This is a genomic window from Treponema sp. OMZ 906 (assembly GCF_024181185.1).
In the GTDB taxonomy this organism is placed as follows: domain Bacteria; phylum Spirochaetota; class Spirochaetia; order Treponematales; family Treponemataceae; genus Treponema.
In genome coordinates this window covers 1,027,405-1,050,028 of record NZ_CP051196.1, presented here as the reverse complement: position 1 = coordinate 1,050,028, position 22,624 = coordinate 1,027,405, and the positions used below count along the sequence as shown (strand labels likewise).

The following is a 22,624-nucleotide window of genomic DNA, read 5'->3' as shown; positions in this document are numbered from 1 at the left end:
ACCGCCACCCTCGCCCAAAAGTGAACCTCCTTGTTCATTTTTGGGCTGCCAGTTTGCAAGCAAACTGGTTACTGTTTAGAACCAGCGGCATCCGTGCCGCTTCTGCCACGTTGAGGATTAATTTATGTGCAGCACGAAGTAGCTGCACCCTATCCGTAAGCCTTTTGAAATAGACGATGTAGATGCTAGGAGCGTACAAAAAACACCCGCAGGCGTACTTGATGTACGTCGAGGACTGTTTTTTGTTAAGCGACAACGCAGATGCACCGTATATTTCAAAAGGACTAGGCATGCCAGGACATATCCCGATCCATCGGATACATCGGACTCGGCAAATATTTATAGTGCAGACGGGAGAACACTTCGTTGGTGCTACCGTCGGTGAGCACGAGCATCGAGCGTTTTGCAATGGCGCGGATTTCCGGTTCAAGGTAACCAAGCTTGACGACGATGACCTTACGCTCCGTAGGTTCAACGCCGAGCGCCCGCATCATTTCGGGGTCATAGCAGCCGACATGCTTTGACGTTATAACGACATCGACGCCGCAGACATCCAAGAGCGCCATATCGCTGTTCTGAGCCTCTGCCCATGCCTTGCATAGTTTTTTTACCGTCGCTTTTACCTGAATGGGTGAACTCTTTTCCTTGTCGAAGGCGGCGCCGAGCGTTCCCTCCACGATATTTCCTTCTCCGGCTTTAAAGGCGGCTGCAACTAAGGCGGGGTCGTAAAAAGCCTGATAACACAGCGGCGGGTTTAACGAGGTTAAGAAGGGATCGGCAAGGATCGTCTTTAAGAAGTTGGTTACATCCTGCGAAGAACCGGCGGTAGGATTGTCGCCTGAGTCGGAGAGCACCACCGGATACACACCTGCTTCAACACTGGAGCGTGCATGGACAAGGGCATCGGCAGGTTCGCGGGTCTCGTTGTAAAAGCAGAATTCTTTTCGGGTATCCCAGAACAACTGAGCAAGCTCCCGTGCCTTTTCGGTTGCAAGCTGCTTATCTCCGTCGGTTACCACCATCGCCGTAACACCGTTGTCGGCAGTATCGGCCCACGGAAAGCCGAGCAGGTACGAAGCTGCCATAATGTGCGGCTGTTTCTCGTATTCGCGTAACGTTGCCGTCAACTTTTTCATCGGCTCAACGCTGGTTTCCGATTGTTCACCTGCAATAAGAAACGGAATCTTAACCGCCGACATAACCGGCCTGATGCCTTTTTCCAATGTCTCGATAGTCATACGTGCCGCATGAATGCCGATTTCATATGTGTCTGTATGCGGGGCGCACTTATATCCTACATAGCCGTCTACATAGTCGAGCATTCGCTGCGAAATCGTTGCATGCATATCGAGCGATGACAAAATAGGAATATCGGGGCAGATTTTACGAATATCTTCCAGTAAATCGCCTTCAGCCTCACCGATTTCACGTACCCGCATCGAACCATGCAGGGAAAGACACAGCGCATCCAGCGGCAGCGCATCCTTAATCGCCTGCAAGAATTCCTTTTTTAACGAAAGGTAGTAGTCTTTATCCCATTCGCCATTCGGAACCGCCCGTGCAATAAGCGTCGGGATAACCTCGTACCCCGCTTCTTTCAGCGTTGCAATCGAACCGAAAACGGAACTTTGCCCCTTTCCCTCTAAAAGATCCTTTCCCCGTAACACCCAAATATCATCGGGTCCGGTGGTAATCGGATTAAAAGTATCGGACTCATGGTGCATTCCGCCCACAAGCACTCGCTTTTTTCTATTCATTTAAAAAACTCCTTCAATAATAAATAATATGAACACCTTTATTCTTTTAGAGCCCCTTCCCCAAAACCCTTAATCAGCTGCGCGTGGAAGACAATATAGAATACAATCATCGGAAGTACCCCGATAATGAGGGAGGCATACTGTAAACCGTAGTCGATGTTGAGCCGCCCTGCAAATTGGGTAATCGCAACCGGCAAGCTCTTCAACGTCGCCTTCGTTGTAAAGACAAACACGAATAAAAATTCATTCCAGTGCTGTAAGAAAGACAGAATAACCATCGTTGCGATGACGGGAACGGACAGCGGCATAATCATCATCCAAAATATGTAGCGGTACTTTGCGCCGTCTATCTCCGCCGATTCAATGAGCGCATTGGGAATCCCCTTAACATACGAAATCGCAATCATAATGGAGATCGGAAGGTTGAAAGCAACATACGGAATGATAACCCCTAAGCGTGTATTCACCATACCGAGTTTTGCTTCCAGTTGGAACAACGGGATGATAACTGCATGAACGCTGATCATTAAACCAAAGGCAAAAATCGAAGTAAAGACCTTTGACGATTTGAAAGGGAATTTTGTTAAACCGAAAGCAGCAGCCATTGCAAGCAGCATGGTAGAGACGGTCGCCGTAATCGTATAGATAAAGCTGTTTACCAGTGCAATACCTAATCCACCCTTTGCCCACGATTCGGTATAGTTAAAAAAGGTTGGAGCTTTCGGCAGCGCCAACGGGTGAATCATAATTTCCGCATTCAGCTTAAAGGACGAATAAAAAAGCCAAATAAGCGGGAACAGCGTAAGTACCGCAAAAGTCAGCATTAAAACGTAGGCGCTCGTTTGCCAACCGTGGGAGGCTTCCTGCAGCATATTTCGTTTCATAGTCATATCAACCTCCTAATAATCAAAGCGTTTTGTTACGGCTCGGCTTATCATCAGGGCTATAACGGTAAAGATGATAATGATAACAGCCAGCGCACTACCGTATCCGTAATTCTGGAATACAAAGGTCGTATTGTACATATAAACGGCGATAACTTCCGTAAAGTGCGCAGGGCCTCCGCCGGTCATCGAATAGATGAGGTCAAAACTCTTAAAACTGCCCGAAACTGCCAGAATAGTATTGATAAAGATAACATTTGCCAGCATCGGCGCAATAAGGCGGGCAAAAATTGTTCCTTCCCGTGCGCCTTCCAGCTGAGCCGCCTCTATAACGCTATACGGTATCCGCTGCAGGTTAGCTAAAAAGATAACCATATAAAGACTGGTATGCTGCCACAACAGTACAAAGAGGATCGGAACAATTGCAAGATATTTATCTTCAAATATCGTCATAATATAGTCGGGATTGCCGGTTAGATCGCGTATAATCGCAGGGACAACTCCCACAGGAGAAAATATCCGGTTCCACAGCTGTGCAACGATAACAGATGAAATAGTTATCGGTAAAAAAATCAATACTTCAAAAAAGTTCGCGTGTTTTACCATTTTTCGGTAGAGCATGTACGCAAGCAGAAGTCCGAGCGGGATCTGTCCTAATACTGAAATCAGTACGATGAGGATATTGTTCCGCAAGCCGATGTAGAACACGGGGTCGGTAAACATTCTGATATAGTTACCAAGCCCGATAAACTCCATCTTTCCATACCCTTTCCACTTTGTCAGACTTAAATAAAAACTGAACAGCACGGGAAAAATAATAATGCCGATGTAAATAATAAAAGCGGGCAAAATAAAAGAAATATAGCTTGTCCGCTTTTGCCGTAAGTAGGTCATATACCGTAAACCGCCTTGCTATTTAATTCATAATTCATAATTGGTAATGAGTAATGGGTAATTACAATCCGTTCTCAATTAGTTAAGCGCTTCTATCTCTGTATGGCTGAGGCCGATCGCTGCGGCGATGTTTTTAATAGATAATGTGTAATTATAGTAACGGGTAATTGGTGGCAATTCTAATTGTACATTAAACATCACCAATTACCCATTATTCCCTGCGTTCTTCAGTGGATTCTAGTTTTATTTTACTTCTTGCGATGGGAATCGTTAGCAGCGACCCATGCTTCGTATTCGTCCGCAAGTTCAGCAGGAGTTTTCTGCCCAATCATAACCGCCTGAATACCGGGGTTGAGTACGCTATTTACACCTTCGCTGTCCATCTTCGCATCGATAACATAACCCATGCTTTGGTTATTAATCAGATCAACATACTGCTTTGTAAGCTGATCAATATCGAATTTTGAAAGGTCGAGCTTATAGGTAGTCATAGTTCCGAACTTTGTCAAAATCTCACAAGCTTCTTTACCGGACATAAAGGAAATGAATTTCCAAGCAGCGTCGGCTTTTGCACCTGTCAACTTTGCATTCATACCGAATGCTTCACCGATCGTCGCAGCACTGGAGCCATGTGTAACTTCCCCTGCAACAGCAGGAAATGCCATCAGCTGATACTGTGCATAGTCTTCGGGTTTTGCAGCTTTTTTTAATGCCGAAATACGCCAGCCTGCATCCAAGAGATACACAGCCTTATCTGCAATAAATTCACCCCAAGAAGCAGTACCCTCCATCTGGTTTACGCCCGGAGGGAATAACTTTGAATCGGTCATCGTTTTAATCACATTGATTGCGTCAACGAACTGCTTGTCAGAGAACTTTGCCGTTCCGACCATCGCTTTATCAAACCACTCGGTACCAGCCATACGGTCGGTCAACATGGACAATAAGAGCGACTGAGCCTGCCACTGTCCCTTGTTTGCGAAAGCGAGCGGGGTTAAACCGGCTGCTCTGATAGCAGGAACTTGATCGATCATTTCTTTGAGTGTTGTTGGGGTAGTCAGGCCAAGTTGTTTTTGTAGTTTTGGATTAACATAAACGACCGTACATACCGCAAGGTTCTGCGAAATAATATAGATCTCTCCATTCGGTCCCTGGGGCACCCAAACAGCAGGATTGTACTGATTTTTCAAATCATCCGTCAGGTAGGGGCGGAGGTCTTTTACCATACCGCGATCAAGCACATAACCTGAACGGGCTCCCGCATACGTAGTAAATACATCGGGAATATCCCCCGAAGCAGCCATGATTTGGAACTTATCATGGAATGCTTCGCCGTTCACATACTCGAACTCAAGCTTGATATTCGGGTATTGCTTTTCAAAAGCTGCTACGGTCTCGGGCCAATACGCCGATTGCGGATTAGCGAGATCCATCTGCATATACACCGATAGGGTTACCGGCGCATCCGAATCGGCGTTATCCTCTTTCGGCTTACAGCCTGTAAGTACAAAAAGTACAGTACACAAGCATAAGAACGATAGCGCAATGTTTTTTTTCATTGATCCTCCTCAGGTAGACGACTGTCAATTCAGATATGAATTTTCAATTGTCAACTTTAAATATAGTAGATTGGAAATAGTATATCATTGATTCGCGCTTTTTACCAGTAAAATTTTTCAAAATATTGACATGCCTAAAAGCATGGTTAAATTTTTAGGGACGCCCACTTTAATTTTACTATTGGAGTCCCCGTGTTATTCAAGCAATGTATGCTTAAGATATTCAAAACACTCCTGCAAGTCGGTACAACGGAGGATTGCGTAATCGTCAAAATATGTCGGCTGTTCGTTGACAATAGCCACCGTACCGCCCGCTTTCAGGGTCAGCTGCGGCAGCGCTGCGGCAGGATACACGGTGAGACTGCTGCCCAATACCAGCAATAGATCCGCCCTGCCGCATTCTTGTTGAGCCTCCGTTATTGCAGCAAACGGGAGCGCTTCACCGAAAAACGTAATATCAGGCTTTAATGCATGACCGCATTTCGGACAGAGCGGAACCTCTCCCTTGCGAGCAACATCGACGACATCTTCAAAGGTTGTACTATAAGAACAATGCGTACAGCTATGCCGCGAAGGAGAACCGTGCACTTCGATAACGTGCTTGCTTCCGGCTTTTTGGTGCAATAAGTCGATGTTTTGCGTAATGAGTGCCTTTAACATTCCGCGGGCTTCCAAACCTGCAAGTACCTGATGCACAATCGACGGTTCTTTTTCTTGTAACCCGTAGATAAATTCCTTTGCAAGCCGATAGTATACCGACGGCGTTTCCCTAAAGACTTCGATATCGAACATCTTATCGGTTTCAGGCAGCGTATACAGTCCGTCCTTCCCCCTAAAATCCCGAATGCCGGATAAGGTACTGACTCCCGCGCCCGTAAAGGCAACACAGTGCTGCGCCGCTGCTATACGATCCGCTAATTCTCGATATACTTTTTCGTTTTTCATACAAACCTCCCTTTTGTGTAATCGTCACGGAAAACAATCGAAATATCTTAGATTACTTTGCTCTTTTAGCTGCTTCTACGGCGAGGGTATCGCAGAGTTCGTTATAGCGATTTCCTGCATGCCCTTTTACCCACATCCATTCAAGACTGAGCTGAGAGGCAAGTGCATCAAGCTGCTGCCAAAGGTCTTGATTCTTTACCGGCTCTCTGGCAGCTGTTTTCCAGCCGTTCAGCTTCCACTTTTTTATCCACGAAGAGATCCCCTGCTGCACATACTGGGAATCCGTATGCAGGGTTAGCGGACAGTCGGCATAGCACGGCAATATATTTTCTTGATAGGCAGTCAGTGCTTGAATAACGGCGAGTAATTCCATTCTATTGTTCGTAGTCAATTTCTCCCCGCCGGATCCTCGCAGCAATTCCTGCTCTGACTGATCACCTTGAACGTCTTTGAGAATCATCACAAATGCCCAGCCGCCCGGGCCGGGATTTTGAGAACATGCTCCATCGGTGTACAATTTAATTTTTTTCATAATAATATCTCCATATATCCGCGGCTTCGGTGAGAAGCGATTCGGTCATTTCCCAGCTCATGCAGGGGTCAGTAATTGATTTGCCGTACTCGCTCTTTTCAGTGCAATGCTCCGGCGAAACAGCCCCCGCCTGAATAAAGCTTTCGAGCATACAACCGCGGACTGCTTCAATCTGCGGCGTTTCCAGTCTCAGCCGGAGGCTTCCGAGTAGGATGTCCCGCTGCTTTTCGGGCTGACGTTGTGAATTACCGTGCGAACAGTCAATCAAGATCACCGGCCGTATGCCCTGTTCCGCCAAAAGGCGGCGGCTTTCTTCTATTGAAGCCCTGTCACAGTTTGCTCCGTGTACGCTGCCCCTCAATACGAGGTGCGCGTATTCATTACCGCTTGTATGCATCACTGCGGGGCTGCCGTTCTGCATAATGCCGAGGAAAGCATGCGGTTCCCGTGCGGAAACGATTGCGTTTATCGCCGTACTGATATCACCATCGGTAGGGTTCTTAAACCCGACCGGCATCGACAGCCCCGAAGCGAGTTCTCGATGAATCTGACTTTCGGCGGAGCGCGCACCGATGGATGCCCAGCTGATAAAATCCGCAGTATATTGTGGCACAATAGGGTCGAGCAGCTCCGAAGCAACCGGCAACCCTAGTTCGGTTATAGCGCTCAGTGTTTTACGTGCCGTTTCCAGCCCGCCGGTAATATTAATAACCCCATCAAGCGCAGGTTCCACGATTAAACCGCGCCAGCCCAAACCGGTACGAGGTTTTTCAAAATACACCCGCATGATAATACAAAAGCAATCACGATATTTTGCCCGTAAACGCATTAATCGGCCGGCATAATCCACCGCAGAAACCGGGTCGTGGATAGAACACGGACCGACAATCAGTAAAAACCGATTGTCAGTACCGGACAAAATCGCTTCAACTTCTTTCCTTCCGGTCAACACTGTTTGACACGCTTTTTCCGATACGGGAATTTTTTCAAGCATCTGCTGCGGCGAAATCAACGGGTGTATTCGCTCAATACGCCGATGGTATAACAGCGGGCGGCTATTCATAGTCAAGGCTAGACTTCAGCATCCGTACTGTCCGAAGTCCGCGCAATATCGATCAGCGTAAACAAGAGGATAACAAACAGCGGACCAAGCACAATTCCGTTCAGCTTAAAAAAACGGATACCGCCAAGTATCGAAAAGAAAATCAGCAACGGATGTATCTGAACACGGTTCTGCAAAAACATCGGCCGTAAAAAATTATCGATTGAACTGATAAAAAAACCTGCGACACAGAGGAAGAGAATGCCTTTAAATAAACCTGCCGTTAACAATATTTCTATCCCAAGCGGCGCCCACACCAACGCGCATCCAAAGAAGGGTAAAAATGAGCTGAAAAAAGTTAAAAAGGATAAAAGCAGTGCACCTTCTACCTGAAAAATAGTGTACACAATAAACGCCGCTGCAAATTGACATATTGAAACGAGGAAGTACCCCATAAAAAGATTGGTGATAGTATCTTTTATCTTTGCCGCCAATTTTTGACCTTCCGACACCTGAATCGGAATAGCCGTTACAAACACCGAAGCGAGGTATTGCCCGTCGATAAACAGGAAATAAAGCGCAAAACACATGAACAGGAGTGAAAGCACAAAATTACCGATATTTTTTGCAATACTCGTTGCATAGCGAACAATCGTATCGGCATATTGAATAAAAAAATTCATCAGCTCTCTTTTAAAGTCGAATACCGAAAGATCGATTGTTCCCATCGAAATTTGCATGACCAATTCGTTCAGCGGCGCGTCTTTTTCCATTCTAAATAGCTGAGGATGCGTAACGAAAAAGTTCATCATTTTCTTTACGAACATCTGCCCCTGCCCGATCAGTTTAATAGCAAAAAAGAACAGAACCCCGGCAACCAGTATAATAATACCGACTGAAAATGAGGCGGCGATAATTCTCTGTTGCATTCTAAACCATCGGGACTCAGAATTCAGCTTTTTAAGCAGTTTATGATACAGCGGCCCGAACATAATATAGAGGATAGCCGACCAAAGCAGTACACTCGCGTAGGGTAAAAACACCCGCGCTACCAGCACAACGGTAATCGCCAGAATGATAAAAAAAGAAACGGTTTGAAACTTGAGTGATTTCTGCATGCTTATTTTGTTCCGCCTGCTGAAATTGAAGATTCGATATCTTTAAAATACCGGACGGTTCCAACGCGGAGTTCATCGGTGGCCGGTTCGTCACATACGATAATTGCGTGCGGATGCAACTGGAGCGCAGAAATTGTCCAGATATGATTGACGCTTCCCTCTACCGCATGCCGTACTGCCCGCGCTTTGTTATAACCGGTTGCAAGGATCATCACTTCCTCGGCATCGGTAATGGTGCCGATTCCAACGGTAAGCGCCGTCTTGGGAACCGCCGCCGTATCGCCGTTAAAAAAGCGGGCATTCATCGCAATGGTGTCCTGCGTCAGTGTTTTTTGACGTGTGCGGGATGAAAGGGAAGAACCCGGTTCATTAAAAGCGATATGCCCGTCTGCTCCGACTCCGCCCAGAAATAAATGAATTTTTCCGTATTGAGCAATCGCCGCTTCGTATTTTTTGCATTCAGTCTCAGTATCTTTCGCCATACCGTCTAAAATGTGGATGTTCGCGGAAGGAATGTCGATATGCTTAAAAAAGTTTTCATACATAAAGTAGTGATAACTTTGCGGATGATCGGGAGATAAGCCGACATATTCATCCATATTAAAGGTAACGACGTGTTTAAACGAAATCTTTCCTTCTCGATGCCGTTTAATCAATTCTTTGTAGACACCGAGCGGTGTAGACCCCGTCGGCAGACCGAGAACGAACGGCTTTGACGCTGCCGGAGCAAAGTCCATAATCTTTTTGCAAATATAATCCGCCGCCCATACGGAACAAGCCTCATAATCTGACTTTATAATTAATCGCATAGCTTCCCCTATTCTTAAAACAAATTTTTTTTCAAATTTCCTTTTATGACGGTTGCAAGCACATTGAACTGCTTATCGAATACGATCAGATCGCCTTCATATCCCGGCATAATGGAACCTCGTTTGGAATACCGCATAATTTCCGCCGGATTTGCAGAACCGAAACGAACGGCTGTTTCTACCGGAAAGCCGAAGGATACAAGGTTCTTAACCCCGCGAATCATCGAAAGGCTTGAACCGGCAATAACGCCATCAGCCTTACGATGGAAACAACCGCCTTGGAGCACAACTTCTTCTCCATTTGCGATCAGCATACCTTCGCGCTGTTCCGTCGGTTTGAGGCTATCGGTTATTAAGACAATCTTATCGATCGGTTTATCCCGTGCCAATAAGCGGATAAGGTCGGGATGAACATGGATACCGTCCGCAATAATTTCGCAGGACATTTCCGGATGGATTAATATCGCACCGACGGCGCCCGGGTTGCGATGGTGCATCTGGCTCATCGCATTAAAAAGATGCGTAGAATGTAAAATTCCTGCTTGCATTCCCTCAAGCATATTCTCGTAAAGCGCATTGGTATGCCCCGCTTGCAGCACAATATTTTTTTTGATGCAATAGAGCGCCAGCTCACGCATATTTTTAAGCTCCGGAGCTACAGTCATATTGACAATATTCCCGTTCGACGCAGCCCAAAGCTTATCCATCAAATCCAGATTAACAGGACTGATTGCAGAAGGACTTAACGCTCCGGGTTTTTCCGGCGAAATAAACGGACCTTCAAGGTGCAACCCCATGATGGTCGCACCTTCTTCATGTCCCATTGCATCGACAACGGCGCGGATACATTCAGTCATATTTTCCGGTTCGGTCGGATACAGTGTAGGATTAAAAGCCGTTACGCCATATTCAGCAAGAGCCTTCGACATACCAAGTATGGAATCGGGAGAGCAGTCTTCCGTCCCGAATCCTGCAAATCCGTGAATGTGGGTATCAATCAACCCCGGAGCGATATACGCTTTACCGACATCGACAATACGTACTTCCGGAGAAAAGCGTTTATTTAAAAAGCGGCGCTCACTAAAGACATCTTCAATCTTGCCATCTTTAACATAGACGCAGCCGTTTTCCATTAAGGAATAACCGGTCACTACCGTTGCGTTATGAAAACAAAGTGCATTCTCCATGATTCTCTCCGTAATTCGGTCGATTCTATCAAAAAAACGTTAAAAAGCCTAGAGCTCATAAGGCAGCTGCATCAGGTTTCTGACAACTTCTGTACTGACCGCATTAGACATTTTTCTAAAAAATGTGTTTTTGGATAACACTTTATTACAAAGTGTGTTATAATAGTATGATATGGATTTAAGAGGTAACAGGTTTAAGCCCGATTTGCACTTTAAAAGGCAAAACATGACTATCGGGGCACGAAACCGGGTAATAAAAAATATCTATTATCTTATGAAAACGCACCGGTCCTTTTTGATTCTCGGTCACGAAAACCCTGATGAAGATTGTTATGCTTCGACGGTAGCGGGCGCACTATTGTTGCGCAAATTTAATAAACATGTCAGCATTTTTTTAGAATCCGTACCGTCTGAAAACCTTAAATTCCTCACTTCCATCTGCAAATATAACAAGATCAATATATATTACGGAACAATGCCGCCGATCCGTTCCGTCGAAGTTCTCTGTATTTTTGATACGCCAAAGCCCGATATGGTAGCAGCAAACGGCTGTATCTATGATTTTCTGAATACCCCGTCTATTCCAAAAATTGAAATAGATCATCACTTTGATTCCGATGCTGCATATTCCGGAGATCCCGCCTATTCTTTAGTCCTCCATGCTTCCAGTACCTGCGAAATTTTATGCAGAATATGTTATAAATTGGCCAATCATCCCGAACTACGGCAACGCTACAGCATTGAAGAACTCTATTCGAGAAATTTGGTACTGACGCTGCTGACCGGTATGCTCGGCGATGCAAAAATGGGAAATTATATTTCTAATCCGCATGATAAAGAAGTTTTTGACTATTTTTCCAAGCATTTAAATTTGATGTTGCGGATAAGTACCCATTCGGAGGGACGTACAAAAAAAATCGAGTCGATGGAACGGCTGCTGGATGTGATGAAAACAACCGATGCTGAGACTGAGAAAATCTATCATGCCATTATCGACCGCGCCAGTTATACCGGATGCATCGGGAAGGTCATTTTATCGGAAGATGAGTCGAATGCTTTCCTGAAAAGTATCGAATATACGCAGTTTACCGGTATGATTAAGGAGGCAACCAATGCCATCGCAGAGAAAGTCGAAGGCATAGGAATTTCCGCTTACTACGATTCTCCCGGCAAATCCAATAAAATACAATGCCGTATTAGGGCGAGCGAAGCGATGCGAGGCATCGATTTACACCCGATTCTGAGTTATTTTAAAATTACTGATGGAGGCGGACACCCCGGCGCGATTGCCTTCCGGCTGCCCCGAGAATCCGGTAAGTTGCTCCACTCATTACTCGCAGATATAGAATCATTTATTAAGCAAAACCTATTGATATGAAGCAAAATTTTCAATTATTGATGGAACAAACCATCGCGGATATTGGCGATTCCTTTACTGCCGAAGCTCCGCCGCGTCTTATGCTCCATTCATGCTGCGCCCCATGCAGTTCTTCGGTAATAAAGCGGCTGGCAGGGCATTTTAAGCTAACTGTCTTCTATTATAACCCTAACATTGATACCCAACTTGAATACCGTACACGGGCGGACGAACAAATCCGTTTAATCGAACAGTATAATACATCAAAAGAATTCCCGTACCGAATCGATTACGCGATACAGGACTATAACCATGAACAATTCCTTGAAATAGCAGAGGGCTATACGGATTGCCCTGAAGGCGGAGAGCGATGCTTTCGTTGCTACCGGCTCCGGCTAGCAGCAACGGTACGCGAGGCAGCGGCTCAAGGCTTCGATTTTTTCTGTACGACACTTTCGCTCAGTCCGCTTAAAAGTGCCGCAAAAATCAACGAAATCGGCATGGAACTCGCCACTGATAAGTGCCAATGGCTGCCGAGCGACTTTAAGAAAAAAGACGGATATCTGGAGTCTATTAGGCTTAGTAAGGAATTGGGGTTGTACCGACAAGACTACTGCGGCTGTGAGTTCTCCCTCACCTTTTGAAAATATACGACGCATCTGCGTTGTCGCTTAACAAAAAACAGTCCTCGACGTACATCAAGTACGCCTGCGGGTGTTTTTTGTACGCTCCTAGCATCTGCATCGTCTATTTCAAAAGGCTTACGGAGAGTATGTTTTACGATATGCCGTTGCTGCGCACAAATTAATCCTCAACGTATCAAAGATACGCCTGCGGTTAATTTGTGCTCGCGCCTCGTAGTTTCAGAACGGACAGGGATGTCCGTGGTTCTAGTCAGTAGCGATGTTTTTGTGCAGCAAAAACTCGCGTCCGGAAGTGTACACGGATGTACACTTCCGGACAGGCTATTTTCAAAAGGCTTACGGAAGGGGTGTTTCAGAACTGCCATGGATGGCAGTAGTTCCACGCAGAAGCGAGTTCGCTTGCAAACTCGTAGCCCAAGGATGTACAAGGAGGTTCATTCTTGAGCGAGGACGGCGGTGGTTCAACTGCCTGAATCTTGGGCGAGTGCTTCCCACTGTTCTGTAAGTTCAGCGGAGGTTGCTTGTAAAGCATGAATCTGCTGCAGAATGCTGCGAGCTTTTTCACCGTCGGTATATACTTCGGGGTTTGCGAGCTGTGCTTCCAGTTCTCTTATTTTGTTTTCGGTTTCGGCAAGTTGTGCAAAAATACGTTCTTCCTCTTTTTCGCGCTTTCGCTTTTCCGCCCGCAGCCTTTTTTGTTCTTCATAAGAAAGAGCTCCGCCGCCGGTGCCGCCTAACGGTATCCCCGCTTGTGAACCGGAAGGTATCCCTGATGCATTCCCTGAGAAAGCACTGCTTGTTTTCCCGCCGCCCGAAGAATCCGCTGCTTTCCTGCTTAGGCTGCCGACGACGGAGCTGCCGGTACCTTGGTTTCTATTAGCCTGTACATATCCTGCCGTTTGTCCCGACTTTTCGGCTGGACTGTCGGCTGCTTCGGCGGCAATCCGGTATAGGTAATAGTCGTAGGTGCCCGGGAAGTTTCTGATACGGGTACCGGTGCCGGGCGTTGCCGAAGCTGTCAGTTCAAGGATGCGGGTTGCAAGTCCTTGGATAAAGAACTTATCGTGCGAAACAAAGATAACCGTCCCTTCAAACCGCTGCAGTGCATCAAGTAGCACATCTTTTGAATGAAGGTCAAGGTGATTGGTCGGCTCGTCTAAGATAAGGAGGTTGAGCGGCTTCAATAACAGCCGGAGCAGCGCCAGCCTGCTTTTTTCCCCGCCGGACAGCACGGAAAGCTGTTTATGGATGTCGTCACCACGGAATAAAAAGGCTGCGAGCATATCGTAGAGTTTCGGAATAAGATGGGTCGGCGCTTCCCGCTCCATCAGCTGCATGATAGTTTCGCTGCCGGTAATCCGCTCGGCCTCATCCTGCGAAAAATAACCGGTGATAATGCCCGCCCCGTACTTTACGGAGCCGGTATACTCGGAATCTTCACCCGCCAGTATCCGCAAAAAAGTGGTTTTACCGGCGCCGTTCCGTCCCGCCAATGCCAGCCGTTCCTGCTTGGTAACGGTGAGTTCCGCGTCTTTCAGCACGAGCCGCTCCCCATACGCCTTAGTAATTCCTTCGGCTTGCAGTGCAATATTTCCCGAATGAGGGGCGGGTGGAAAGCTGAAATGAATTTTCTTTAAGTGTTCGGGCAATTCGATACGCTCAAGTTTTTCGAGCCGCTTTACCCGATCCTGCACCGCTGCGGCTTTTGTCGCCTTGTAGCGGAACTTCCTGATAAAGTCTTCTGTTTTTGCAATTTCCAGCTGCTGCTGTGTGTATGCTTTTATCAAAGAGGCAAGCTCTACCTCCCGCGTCTTTTCGTAGTTGGTATAGGTTCCTGCATAGCGCTTAAGCGTTCCATTGAATAATTCATATGTTTCGTTAACCGTTGCGTCCAAAAACGAGCGGTCGTGACTGACCAGCAAAAAACCGCCGGTAAACTTTTTCAGCCAGAGTTCAAGCCAGCTGCGCGCTTCGATATCGAGGTAGTTGGTCGGCTCATCCAAAATGATGATGTCAGCCCCGCTCAAAAGAATCTTTGCAAGTGCAATGCGCATCTGCCATCCGCCCGAAAACTCATCGGTCAGGCGGGTAAAATCTTCCGACGTAAAACCAAGCCCGCGCAGCGTTTCATCCGCAAGCCGCTGCCTAAAATACCAGCCCGATTGCTCAAGCTCGGTTTGCAGGGCGTGATAATCGTGCGCAAGTCGCTCCGCCTTTGCCGCATCGGCCTCTTCGCTCATAAGCTTGCCAACGGCCTCGAGCTGTTCTACCAGCTGCGCTCCGCGGGAAAAGGCGGTATCGGCTTCTTCTGCCAGCGTTTTACCCCTGTGTATAATGCCGGACTGCGGCAGGTAGGCAACACGGGTGTTCTTTTCCATCGAAATGGAACCGGAATCGGCCTGCATTACCCCTGCGATAATCTTCATCAAGGTGGATTTACCGCTGCCATTGGCTCCGGTAAGCGCCGCCTTTGTTCCCTGTGTCAGTACCAGCGTAATATTCTGCAGAATATCGCGATCACCGAACGCAAGGGAGATATTTGAAAGCTGGACAAACGGCATTAGTCTTCCGTTCCTTCCGTCCCGAAAAAGAGGATAACGGGATTGAGGTTACGCACGGCAGCAACACCGTCGGTAATATTTTCAGGCTGTACGTATTCAAGTTTAACACCCTGCTTAGATACCGTGTAAAAGAAGTCAATCCAATCCGCACTGCCGTCGAATTTGAATGACAGAATCCCCATATATTCGGTCTTGAGTTTAGCACTGATGAAATAGCGGATTGCGACGGAACCGGAATCCCCTGCCCCCTTAGGAATAATCGTCGGGGATAACACTTGATATCCGCTCCAGCGGAATCGCTCTCCGCCTAAAAATTGCAATACGCCGTAATTCACAGAATTGAATACGGGACCGGTTGTAACGAGCGTCTGCAACGCAACATTCCGTCGCTCCACCTCCGCTTGGACAAGTTCCCGAGGATCTTCCTTCAACGTAATAAAATACAGTATCTGTACCCGCCCCTTACCATCAGTATAATTGACGGCAATCGTATCCGAGTCTCTGATTTGCAACAGGAGCGGGGAACCTTCAAACTGATAGGCACCCATCCGGTTTTTTATGATACCGGTATAAGAGAAAGCAAGTTGCTCATCTTTCAGCATAATACGTGCGATGCCGGTTCCTTCACCGGGAAAAAAGCCGAAGTTCTCCGTCATCCGCTCGGGATCAATTTGTTTTTTTCGAATCATATCGCGGTAATATTCGGGATACCACCGGCTTTTTAAGATGCTTGTAAGAATTTCATCCGCTGCAGTTTCCGTGGTCTGCCGTGCGACAGAAGGTTCTCCTTCATCATACGTAAAAAGATTATAGGAAAAACACCAACCGCGAGTGCCATCGTTGGTCATCACATAGAGCCAATCACCTTCCAAAGGCTTATCCCGTGCAACGACCGGAGCGCCTTCTCCTTTCCAAAGAACCTTTACAATCTGACTTTCACGCAAACGATATACCTGCTTGCCCGTATTATCGGGAGTAGATCGAAGCGGCAAGCCATCCAATTTCACCGCGGCATACACAGAGCGATACTCGGAAGTCTTTTTGATATATGCTTCCGCTTCGCGTTTTGAAGAACAAAAAGTGAGCTGCCAGAGCGGAATCTCTATCTTTTGATTATTCAGCTCAGCAATATACACCTTCGAGATATTTGAACGGACGAGGATCGGCACTACATCCGATGCCGTTAGATTATATTCGGGGATAGACCAGTTGACGACACCGTAACCGATTTTTTTTGAACAGCCGGTTATCGTAAAAATAACGAAACAAGAGAGCGCTAAAATGAATACGGCAGACGCAGTATTGTAAAAATGATGTAATTTTTTCATATATATTTCCACATTATCCTGAATGAAAAGATTATACTTTAAAGACCGCATCCGCGCAAGGATATTGCCGCAGAGTAACCGTATCAGTCCGTTTTTTAGTAGCCCCGCAGAATAATTGAGGTCGTTCAACCAGAACTGCCAAGGATGGCAGTGGTTCCATACAGCAGCGATGTTTTGTGCACGCACAAAACTCGCCTTCAACTGTTGTACACGGATGTACAACAGTTGAAGATGGTTCAAATGGTCTCACAGTCCCAATGATTCTGCGATTTTTGCCTAGCCTGCCTGATACATTTACTCGTCTACTCGAAAAATGTGCGAAATTTTATTTCCTTAAAATGCAACAGTTGAACAAAATATGAATTTTGGAAACTGTTGCATTCGTGCGCGAAAAGCGCACATATCAATACGCAAGTTTTCGAAAGAAAACTTGACGGTTAAGGTGAGCGGCGTCATTGTAGACGCTCACCTTACACCTATGAAATTTCGCACAGAAGAAATGCAACCGCATTGACAATGAGGTTATTGTAGTCATAATGGATAAGTATGAAAAATTTTCTTTTTATCGCGGTATTTGCTTGCTGTATGCTATCTGCTTGCAAAAATGCCGAAGACTCAATTGCAGTTATTTGGACTAACCGTACTGAATTCATCTCTTATTGTGAGGCTTTTAACAACGCCCAAAGCCGTTACAAAATAACCGTCAGTTATAAAGAAACTCCTTCTGATGCTTTAATGGCAGCATCAGAACAGCCTGATATCGTTATTGGGCCATGGCTAAGAGGCGACGAAACACGGGCAAAATTCACTAAATTGGGAGGGCTGCTTTCTAAAAAGAAAATCGATCCGGATATTTTTTATCCGTTATTATTTGAATTGGGAAATATTGATGGGTCACAGTACCTCCTACCGGTCAGCTTTAATTTACCAACTATTATCTTTTCCGCATCGCAAAAAAATTTAGTAAAAACAAATTTTACACTTTCCCTTGAGGAGATGAGGGAACTTGCTGCAGCGTATAACACAAAAAACGGATCGGAATATACTAAAATGGGGTTTTCTCCTCGCTGGGATACAGATTTTCTCTATGTTACCGCACAAGGCCTTGATGTATCTTTTGAAGAAACAAAAAACCTCTTTTCGTGGAACGATAAAATGCTGCAGGAATTGATTACATACACGCGCCGGTGGTCGGAAGAGGTCAATACAAACGCTGCAGCTGAAGATGAATTCAAATTTAAATATCTCTACGATCCGCCATATACATTGATTACAAATGAACGATGCCTATTTTGGTACCTACCGAGCAATAAACTGTTGGCATTAAATAACGAAAGATTAAAATCGCTTGATTATCGGTGGATGAGTTACAACGGCAAAACACCGGTACAGGACGAAATTATATATGCAGGAATTTGTAAGAAGGCAAAAAATGCAGCAGCGGCACGGGCTTTTCTGCTTTGGTTCTTCAATGAAGAAAGTCAAAAAGATATGCTCGCCCGATCTCAAACCGATAATATGATCGCTCCTTCTTTCGGATTAGCTGGGGGATTTTCTGCTGTAAAGAACGTAACCGAAAATATTTTCCCTGTCTATTATCCCCTTTTGCTCAAGCATTCGCCGCAAACCGATGATTTTTCTGCGCCACATATCTTACCCCATAACTGGCTGCTACTTAAAAAGGAAATAATCTTTCCATACTTACGGGATCAAACACGAATGTTTTCCGGCAGTGAAAAACCGCTGTCACTCAACAGACGGATATCTGATTGGTATAAAAAACCCCGCTAATATTTATCGAAACCTTTTAATAGTGTAGACCGATTCCAATAAATATTTCGCTAATTGATTCCCCATCACGGTTTGCTCGACCGCTTAAACCGGAAAGATTTTTCAGTTCCGTTAAATCAAAACCGACGCTTGCCCTGACGTAAATACTCCGCATTTTTTCAGGATAGACGATCACTTCAAGCCCCCCCGCATACCATCCGTCCGCCGGATGATAGTATCGTCCCGTACGCTTATCGTGCACTAACGCAATATCCAAGAAAGGGACAAGCTGAATATCGCAATTAAAAAACCGCGTCCATGCAACGCCGGTAATAGTTTGGAAATTCAGTGAAGCAATCCGAATAGGGATATCAAGATTAAAGGTAAAAGCAGTATCCGTATCGATTCGTTTATTCAAAATGCCACGAAGCGTAGAACCTGCCTCCGTACTTGTACTTCCGAATAAATGATAAAAAAACTGCGCCCGACCATATATACCAACTCTGTTTATAAATGGGTAATATCCGGCTAAAGAGGCGGAAAAGCTGATACTCATCTTCCGTTTGTCGTAAAATTGATAGGCATACGTATTACCGAGTGAAAATGAAAGACCTTTCCTAAAATTTAACTCCCAATTCACCTTTGAAAGAGAAAGAGTATGCCCCCAATTAAACGTCCATGTTCGCAGACTGTCTGCCTGTATACCGTCAAATGCCCAATTCCCTGCAAGGCTCATAGATGGGGTCCATACGAGCGAACCGAATCCTTTCACTTCAGTAATCATAACAGGTGCGCGTACAAATGCTGTCGTTTTAAAGTAATATCGGTCATAAGGATATAAATAGCCTAACCCACCCGGTCGCTTTTGTTCCGTATGTTCTACACCAGGGATCTTCAATGAGCTCGTAATGGACATCTGACTTGATGTACGATCGTTAATTGCCAATTCAGGTAAAAGGCCGAATGTAAGGGACAACCGCTTATTAAATTTGACCGATGCCGTCAATCCGGTACCGATATTTATTTTAGGAACTTCTTTGTATGCGTAAACAATCTGGAAGCTGTTATCCCATAACAGATTAAATGCACCCGCTTTAAACGGTAATGCAAAGTTGATTGAAGATGAAAAAATCTGCTGGTTTGTTTCGGTTGAACGGTATACTACATCAGCTCTTAAGGGTTGCAATGTCCCTATAAAATTAAAATCCTGCATTTTCAGCTTCAACTGGAAACCGCTATTCGAGTCAAAAGAAGGGTACGGAACCACGATGAAATTCCATGTATCGGTGATTGCGATAGTAAGCGTAACGGGTATTACTGCTTCGTTATCAGGCGTGCCATATTCCGTATCTATTTGAACTGAGTGAATAACCCGAATATTTTTAAATCGTTGTTTAAGGTTATCGAGATAGCGCAACATCGCTTCTTCCGAATCAAAAATACGGCTGGTGTCGATCGGAACCGCCTGTGAAAGCGGATATTTTTGTGTCAGTCCCTTGATGTTATAGTTGACAACCGTTATTCGATAGCTTTGAACAAGAGGTGCTTCGGTAGTCGTATCAGCTAAAGGTGCCTCTACCGGCACATCAATAAGAGCGGATTGCGCATTCTCAACTTCTTGGGCATAAACAGCTACCGTAAGGCAAATGTATACACTGGTAATAGCAGACCGTATCAAACGTATATGTTTTTTTGATATTTTATAACTAAGCATACAGGGATACTATTTAACATATAAAAACCTTTTTATGCAAGAGATATTTTTTTGTCGTATGGCGCAGTAGATGCGCTGTATATTTTCAAAAGACTTCGTAGGGGATAACCTCTTTAATCTCCAAATAAACAGTCAATTCAGCGGTAAATTTTCCACCTGACACATACAACCGCGGGTTATCCTTAATCAGCATCTTTCCGTTAACAGCCTTAGGTTTATTTTTAATGTTTTTCCGTAAATATCCTCGAACAGCGGCGAGCGCCGCGTACCGATAAGCCTGCCGCACCCCGTCTATCTCTAACTTGCGTTCTGCGCTGCCGGAACCTTTGGCGGTAATATAATTGATACGTATCCATTCCGTTCTATGCAAGGCTATCGCATCGGTAACACGGTATTCCGCCCAGCAATACAGGTATGGATACTGCGGACGAAGCTCCGTAACGGATAAACGACTGTCACCCGAAGGAATAGATCGAAGCGATTCCAGTTCAAACTCTTCCGCAACCGCCCTCCGCTTGTCAAAGGGAGTATAAGAAAACTTCCAGCCGTAGACCATTCCTTCCATTACCGTTGTCGACAATGCGATGAGCGCTTGCCGGGGGGGCAACTGCATCCCTTGGGTGTCGTTATCCATCACCCCCGGCTGAGATTCAAGAAAAACCCACACCGGTGCACGGATAATAAGAGCATCGTTTGTTCCTGAACCAGAATAACTGTCAGCATATAAGAAAGGAATACTACAGAGCAAAAATAAAAAGGAGTATATCTTACGGAATATCATGGTTTTGAATATCATAATTTTACTTAATAATTTTTCGGTACTAAATGTTTAAACATTATTTCTGCATCGGTTTTACCGCAGCCCCTGCATTCGGTGCGGCAGTAGGAATAGGCGCTCCCGGTTTCCCTTTTTCTATAGAACCGAATACCGCATAGTTTTTCATTATTTCAAGGAACATAGCAAAGATGTGCCGATCCTGTTCCAAACGAATAAAGGATTCCTTATTTTTAGAACTGACGACAAGAGCTTTTATGTTCGTAATCAATTCGGAGGTAGGCGCTTTTATATCCTCCAGCAAGTGTTCGGTAAAAATATACAGATCGGCATAGGATTTACTTCCGTTTTGTACGATAGTCTTTGCCTGCATATTTGCAATATCAACGATTTTCTGCAACTGTTTTTTCATATCTTTACCTTTCTCAATCTCTGCAATATAACCTTGAATTTCAAGGAGATTACATTGCCCCTTCGGCTTAAAAAGCTGTTCAAAATTAGCTATTTTACCCGATAGCATTTCGCAGGAACGATAAATTGCCGCATATTGCCCTTCGACCTGTTTGTTCACAAAAAAGCCTTCAATCAACAGAGATTTTAAAAAAGTTTTGTAGTGCGCTTCAAAATACATTTCGGTAAACGCTTTTAATAATTGTATCGGTTTAACCCAATCAAAGGAAATCGGTGAAAGATTTTGAATAGCGTCATTAACTGTATCATTATATCCTTCCAACGGTTTCAACTGACCACTACCGAAGCATTTTTCTATTAAGCCTGTTATATTATTTTCTTTGGTGATTTTTAATAGGCGTTTTGAATCTGCTTGGAAAATCTCACTACTTCGATCAATATACTCCTGCAGAGGTTTTGATTCGGAAACGGTTACCTTTTCTTTAAAATTGGGATCTTCTTTAATCAATTTCAACATTATCGGTATCGTTGTCCGCTTCAGCTGATTTGCGAGAAGATTTTCGACCATATTCAGCGTTTTTTCCAGTTTTACTCCTGTCTCGTCGGTAAAATTCCCTAAACTCCGCGCCAGAAAAATGACATCGTTGATTGTCGTCTGCGTAATAGAAACATGCCGTACGATAAATTGGAAGTCCAACAAATTCTTTATCACATCGCCGGCAAATACTTCTTCAAAATTATCCTGAGAAATCGATGCCGGTCCAGCCGTATTTAGTTGCAAATTGTTATTAAATTGACTGAGAAAAGACGCGTAATCGAAATCGCATAGATCGGAAAGGAAAAAAAGTTTTATCAATTCCTGCTCACGAGTTTTAAACGCAGGCGTATGGAAAAGACGTATAAAGTTTTTAAAGCTGTGTATTTGTTCTTGTAGTGTATGTTCCGTTTCCTGATAATTTTTACACTTTGATAAGAGCAGGCTCCGTGCCTGGAAGGTAAAACTCCGGTGTTGTTTTACCTGCTCTTCGGACAATATCGCTTCAAAAAATAGATCCTGATATTTCTCGGCTGCGCGTATATCAGGGGAATTAACAGTCTTGTCCAGAATAACTTTTATCGGTTGTAAAAAATGATAAAGCTGATACAATAGTGACCCGAACGCCGGGAGTAGTATTTTTCCGGTATGGTATAACGGCGGATTCAGCTTTTTGAGTTCTGCAGCATACCCTTTAAGTTGCCGCTTCTTTTGATACTCCGGTGATGAGGAAAAAAAGAGACCTTCAAAAAAATCCTTTATTAACGTAATAAGAGTATTGATAAAATCAAACATAATAATC

18 protein-coding genes are annotated in these 22,624 nt (G+C 45.0%); 3 read left to right on the top strand and 15 right to left on the bottom strand.

The window, feature by feature from the left end; all coding sequences use genetic code 11:
• Positions 1-284 precede the first annotated feature (284 nt).
• From E4N69_RS04680 to nagA, 10 genes are all read right to left on the bottom strand, one after another.
• Entirely contained in the window at positions 285-1,757 is a 1,473-nt protein-coding gene (locus E4N69_RS04680) for a M81 family metallopeptidase (protein ID WP_253824662.1), read from the bottom strand.
• A 38-nt stretch (positions 1,758-1,795) separates the two neighbouring features.
• Positions 1,796-2,647, bottom strand: coding sequence for a carbohydrate ABC transporter permease (locus tag E4N69_RS04675; protein ID WP_253715358.1), 852 nt, complete (start codon positions 2,645-2,647; stop codon positions 1,796-1,798).
• Between the two features lie 9 nt (positions 2,648-2,656).
• Positions 2,657-3,535 carry a carbohydrate ABC transporter permease gene (locus tag E4N69_RS04670; protein WP_253715357.1) on the bottom strand — a complete coding sequence of 293 codons (879 nt, stop codon included), beginning with the start codon at positions 3,533-3,535 and terminating at the stop codon, positions 2,657-2,659.
• A gap of 248 nt (positions 3,536-3,783) precedes the next feature.
• Positions 3,784-5,094 carry an ABC transporter substrate-binding protein gene (locus E4N69_RS04665; protein ID WP_253715356.1) on the bottom strand — a complete coding sequence of 437 codons (1,311 nt, stop codon included), beginning with the start codon at positions 5,092-5,094 and terminating at the stop codon, positions 3,784-3,786.
• 195 nt (positions 5,095-5,289) lie between these two features.
• Entirely contained in the window at positions 5,290-6,039 is a 750-nt protein-coding gene (locus E4N69_RS04660; protein ID WP_162663013.1) for a Sir2 family NAD-dependent protein deacetylase, read from the bottom strand.
• A 52-nt stretch (positions 6,040-6,091) separates the two neighbouring features.
• The gene (gene rnhA / locus E4N69_RS04655) at positions 6,092-6,571 is read right to left on the bottom strand and encodes a ribonuclease HI (protein WP_203232446.1); all 480 of its coding nucleotides are present in this window, start codon (positions 6,569-6,571) and stop codon (positions 6,092-6,094) included.
• Positions 6,558-7,634, bottom strand: coding sequence for a 3-deoxy-7-phosphoheptulonate synthase (locus E4N69_RS04650; RefSeq protein WP_253824883.1), 1,077 nt, complete (start codon positions 7,632-7,634; stop codon positions 6,558-6,560). Before E4N69_RS04650 ends, rnhA begins: the two co-directional genes overlap by 14 nt.
• Positions 7,635-7,642: 8 nt before the next feature.
• The gene (locus tag E4N69_RS04645; RefSeq protein WP_162663012.1) at positions 7,643-8,731 is read right to left on the bottom strand and encodes an AI-2E family transporter; all 1,089 of its coding nucleotides are present in this window, start codon (positions 8,729-8,731) and stop codon (positions 7,643-7,645) included.
• Positions 8,732-8,733: 2 nt separating this feature from the next.
• Positions 8,734-9,540, bottom strand: coding sequence for a glucosamine-6-phosphate deaminase (nagB, locus tag E4N69_RS04640; protein ID WP_253824661.1), 807 nt, complete (start codon positions 9,538-9,540; stop codon positions 8,734-8,736).
• 14 nt (positions 9,541-9,554) lie between these two features.
• Positions 9,555-10,727 carry an N-acetylglucosamine-6-phosphate deacetylase gene (gene nagA, locus E4N69_RS04635; RefSeq protein WP_162663008.1) on the bottom strand — a complete coding sequence of 391 codons (1,173 nt, stop codon included), beginning with the start codon at positions 10,725-10,727 and terminating at the stop codon, positions 9,555-9,557.
• A gap of 274 nt (positions 10,728-11,001) precedes the next feature.
• Between nagA and E4N69_RS04630 the strand changes: the two genes are divergently transcribed.
• Both E4N69_RS04630 and E4N69_RS04625 read left to right on the top strand, forming a co-directional pair.
• A complete protein-coding gene (locus tag E4N69_RS04630) occupies positions 11,002-12,105 on the top strand; it encodes a DHH family phosphoesterase (RefSeq protein WP_230978032.1) in 1,104 nt (367 codons plus the stop codon).
• Complete coding sequence (locus E4N69_RS04625) at positions 12,102-12,728, top strand: epoxyqueuosine reductase QueH (protein WP_253824660.1); 627 nt, start codon at positions 12,102-12,104, stop codon at positions 12,726-12,728. Before E4N69_RS04630 ends, E4N69_RS04625 begins: the two co-directional genes overlap by 4 nt.
• A 461-nt stretch (positions 12,729-13,189) precedes the next feature.
• Here E4N69_RS04625 and E4N69_RS04620 read toward each other — a convergent pair whose 3' ends face one another.
• Together E4N69_RS04620 and E4N69_RS04615 are read right to left on the bottom strand one after the other, a co-directional pair.
• Positions 13,190-15,289, bottom strand: coding sequence for an ABC-F family ATP-binding cassette domain-containing protein (locus E4N69_RS04620; protein WP_253824659.1), 2,100 nt, complete (start codon positions 15,287-15,289; stop codon positions 13,190-13,192).
• A complete protein-coding gene (locus tag E4N69_RS04615) occupies positions 15,289-16,803 on the bottom strand; it encodes an SH3 domain-containing protein (protein ID WP_253715352.1) in 1,515 nt (504 codons plus the stop codon). The genes E4N69_RS04620 and E4N69_RS04615 overlap by 1 nt, the downstream gene beginning before the upstream one ends.
• Before the next feature lie 360 nt (positions 16,804-17,163).
• Between E4N69_RS04615 and E4N69_RS04610 the strand changes: the two genes are divergently transcribed.
• Complete coding sequence (locus E4N69_RS04610) at positions 17,164-18,408, top strand: extracellular solute-binding protein (protein WP_371922367.1); 1,245 nt, start codon at positions 17,164-17,166, stop codon at positions 18,406-18,408.
• 16 nt (positions 18,409-18,424) lie between these two features.
• On the opposite strand, the gene E4N69_RS04605 is transcribed toward E4N69_RS04610, so the two are convergent.
• The 3 genes from E4N69_RS04605 to E4N69_RS04595 form a co-directional block, all read right to left on the bottom strand.
• The gene (locus E4N69_RS04605) at positions 18,425-20,065 is read right to left on the bottom strand and encodes a BamA/TamA family outer membrane protein (RefSeq protein ID WP_253715350.1); all 1,641 of its coding nucleotides are present in this window, start codon (positions 20,063-20,065) and stop codon (positions 18,425-18,427) included.
• A gap of 121 nt (positions 20,066-20,186) precedes the next feature.
• Complete coding sequence (locus E4N69_RS04600) at positions 20,187-20,735, bottom strand: hypothetical protein (RefSeq protein ID WP_230978029.1); 549 nt, start codon at positions 20,733-20,735, stop codon at positions 20,187-20,189.
• 202 nt (positions 20,736-20,937) lie between these two features.
• Positions 20,938-22,617 (bottom strand): DUF5312 family protein, encoded by a 1,680-nt coding sequence (locus tag E4N69_RS04595; RefSeq protein WP_253824657.1) that lies wholly within the window; start codon positions 22,615-22,617, stop codon positions 20,938-20,940.
• Positions 22,618-22,624: the final 7 nt, after the last annotated feature.

Excerpts from the sequence above, each read along its gene's own strand:
- E4N69_RS04680 (WP_253824662.1), bottom strand. The coding sequence starts at position 1,757 with ATGAATAGAAAAAAGCGAGTGCTTGTGGGCGGAATGCACCATGAGTCC.
- E4N69_RS04675 (WP_253715358.1), bottom strand. The coding sequence starts at position 2,647 with ATGACTATGAAACGAAATATGCTGCAGGAAGCCTCCCACGGTTGGCAA.
- E4N69_RS04670 (WP_253715357.1), bottom strand. The coding sequence starts at position 3,535 with ATGACCTACTTACGGCAAAAGCGGACAAGCTATATTTCTTTTATTTTG.
- E4N69_RS04665 (WP_253715356.1), bottom strand. The coding sequence starts at position 5,094 with ATGAAAAAAAACATTGCGCTATCGTTCTTATGCTTGTGTACTGTACTT.
- E4N69_RS04660 (WP_162663013.1), bottom strand. The coding sequence starts at position 6,039 with ATGAAAAACGAAAAAGTATATCGAGAATTAGCGGATCGTATAGCAGCG.
- rnhA (WP_203232446.1), bottom strand. The coding sequence starts at position 6,571 with ATGAAAAAAATTAAATTGTACACCGATGGAGCATGTTCTCAAAATCCC.
- E4N69_RS04650 (WP_253824883.1), bottom strand. The coding sequence starts at position 7,634 with ATGAATAGCCGCCCGCTGTTATACCATCGGCGTATTGAGCGAATACAC.
- E4N69_RS04645 (WP_162663012.1), bottom strand. The coding sequence starts at position 8,731 with ATGCAGAAATCACTCAAGTTTCAAACCGTTTCTTTTTTTATCATTCTG.
- nagB (WP_253824661.1), bottom strand. The coding sequence starts at position 9,540 with ATGCGATTAATTATAAAGTCAGATTATGAGGCTTGTTCCGTATGGGCG.
- nagA (WP_162663008.1), bottom strand. The coding sequence starts at position 10,727 with ATGGAGAATGCACTTTGTTTTCATAACGCAACGGTAGTGACCGGTTAT.
- E4N69_RS04630 (WP_230978032.1), top strand. The coding sequence starts at position 11,002 with ATGAAAACGCACCGGTCCTTTTTGATTCTCGGTCACGAAAACCCTGAT.
- E4N69_RS04625 (WP_253824660.1), top strand. The coding sequence starts at position 12,102 with ATGAAGCAAAATTTTCAATTATTGATGGAACAAACCATCGCGGATATT.
- E4N69_RS04620 (WP_253824659.1), bottom strand. The coding sequence starts at position 15,289 with ATGCCGTTTGTCCAGCTTTCAAATATCTCCCTTGCGTTCGGTGATCGC.
- E4N69_RS04610 (WP_371922367.1), top strand. The coding sequence starts at position 17,164 with ATGAAAAATTTTCTTTTTATCGCGGTATTTGCTTGCTGTATGCTATCT.
- E4N69_RS04600 (WP_230978029.1), bottom strand. The coding sequence starts at position 20,735 with ATGGATAACGACACCCAAGGGATGCAGTTGCCCCCCCGGCAAGCGCTC.
- E4N69_RS04595 (WP_253824657.1), bottom strand. The coding sequence starts at position 22,617 with ATGTTTGATTTTATCAATACTCTTATTACGTTAATAAAGGATTTTTTT.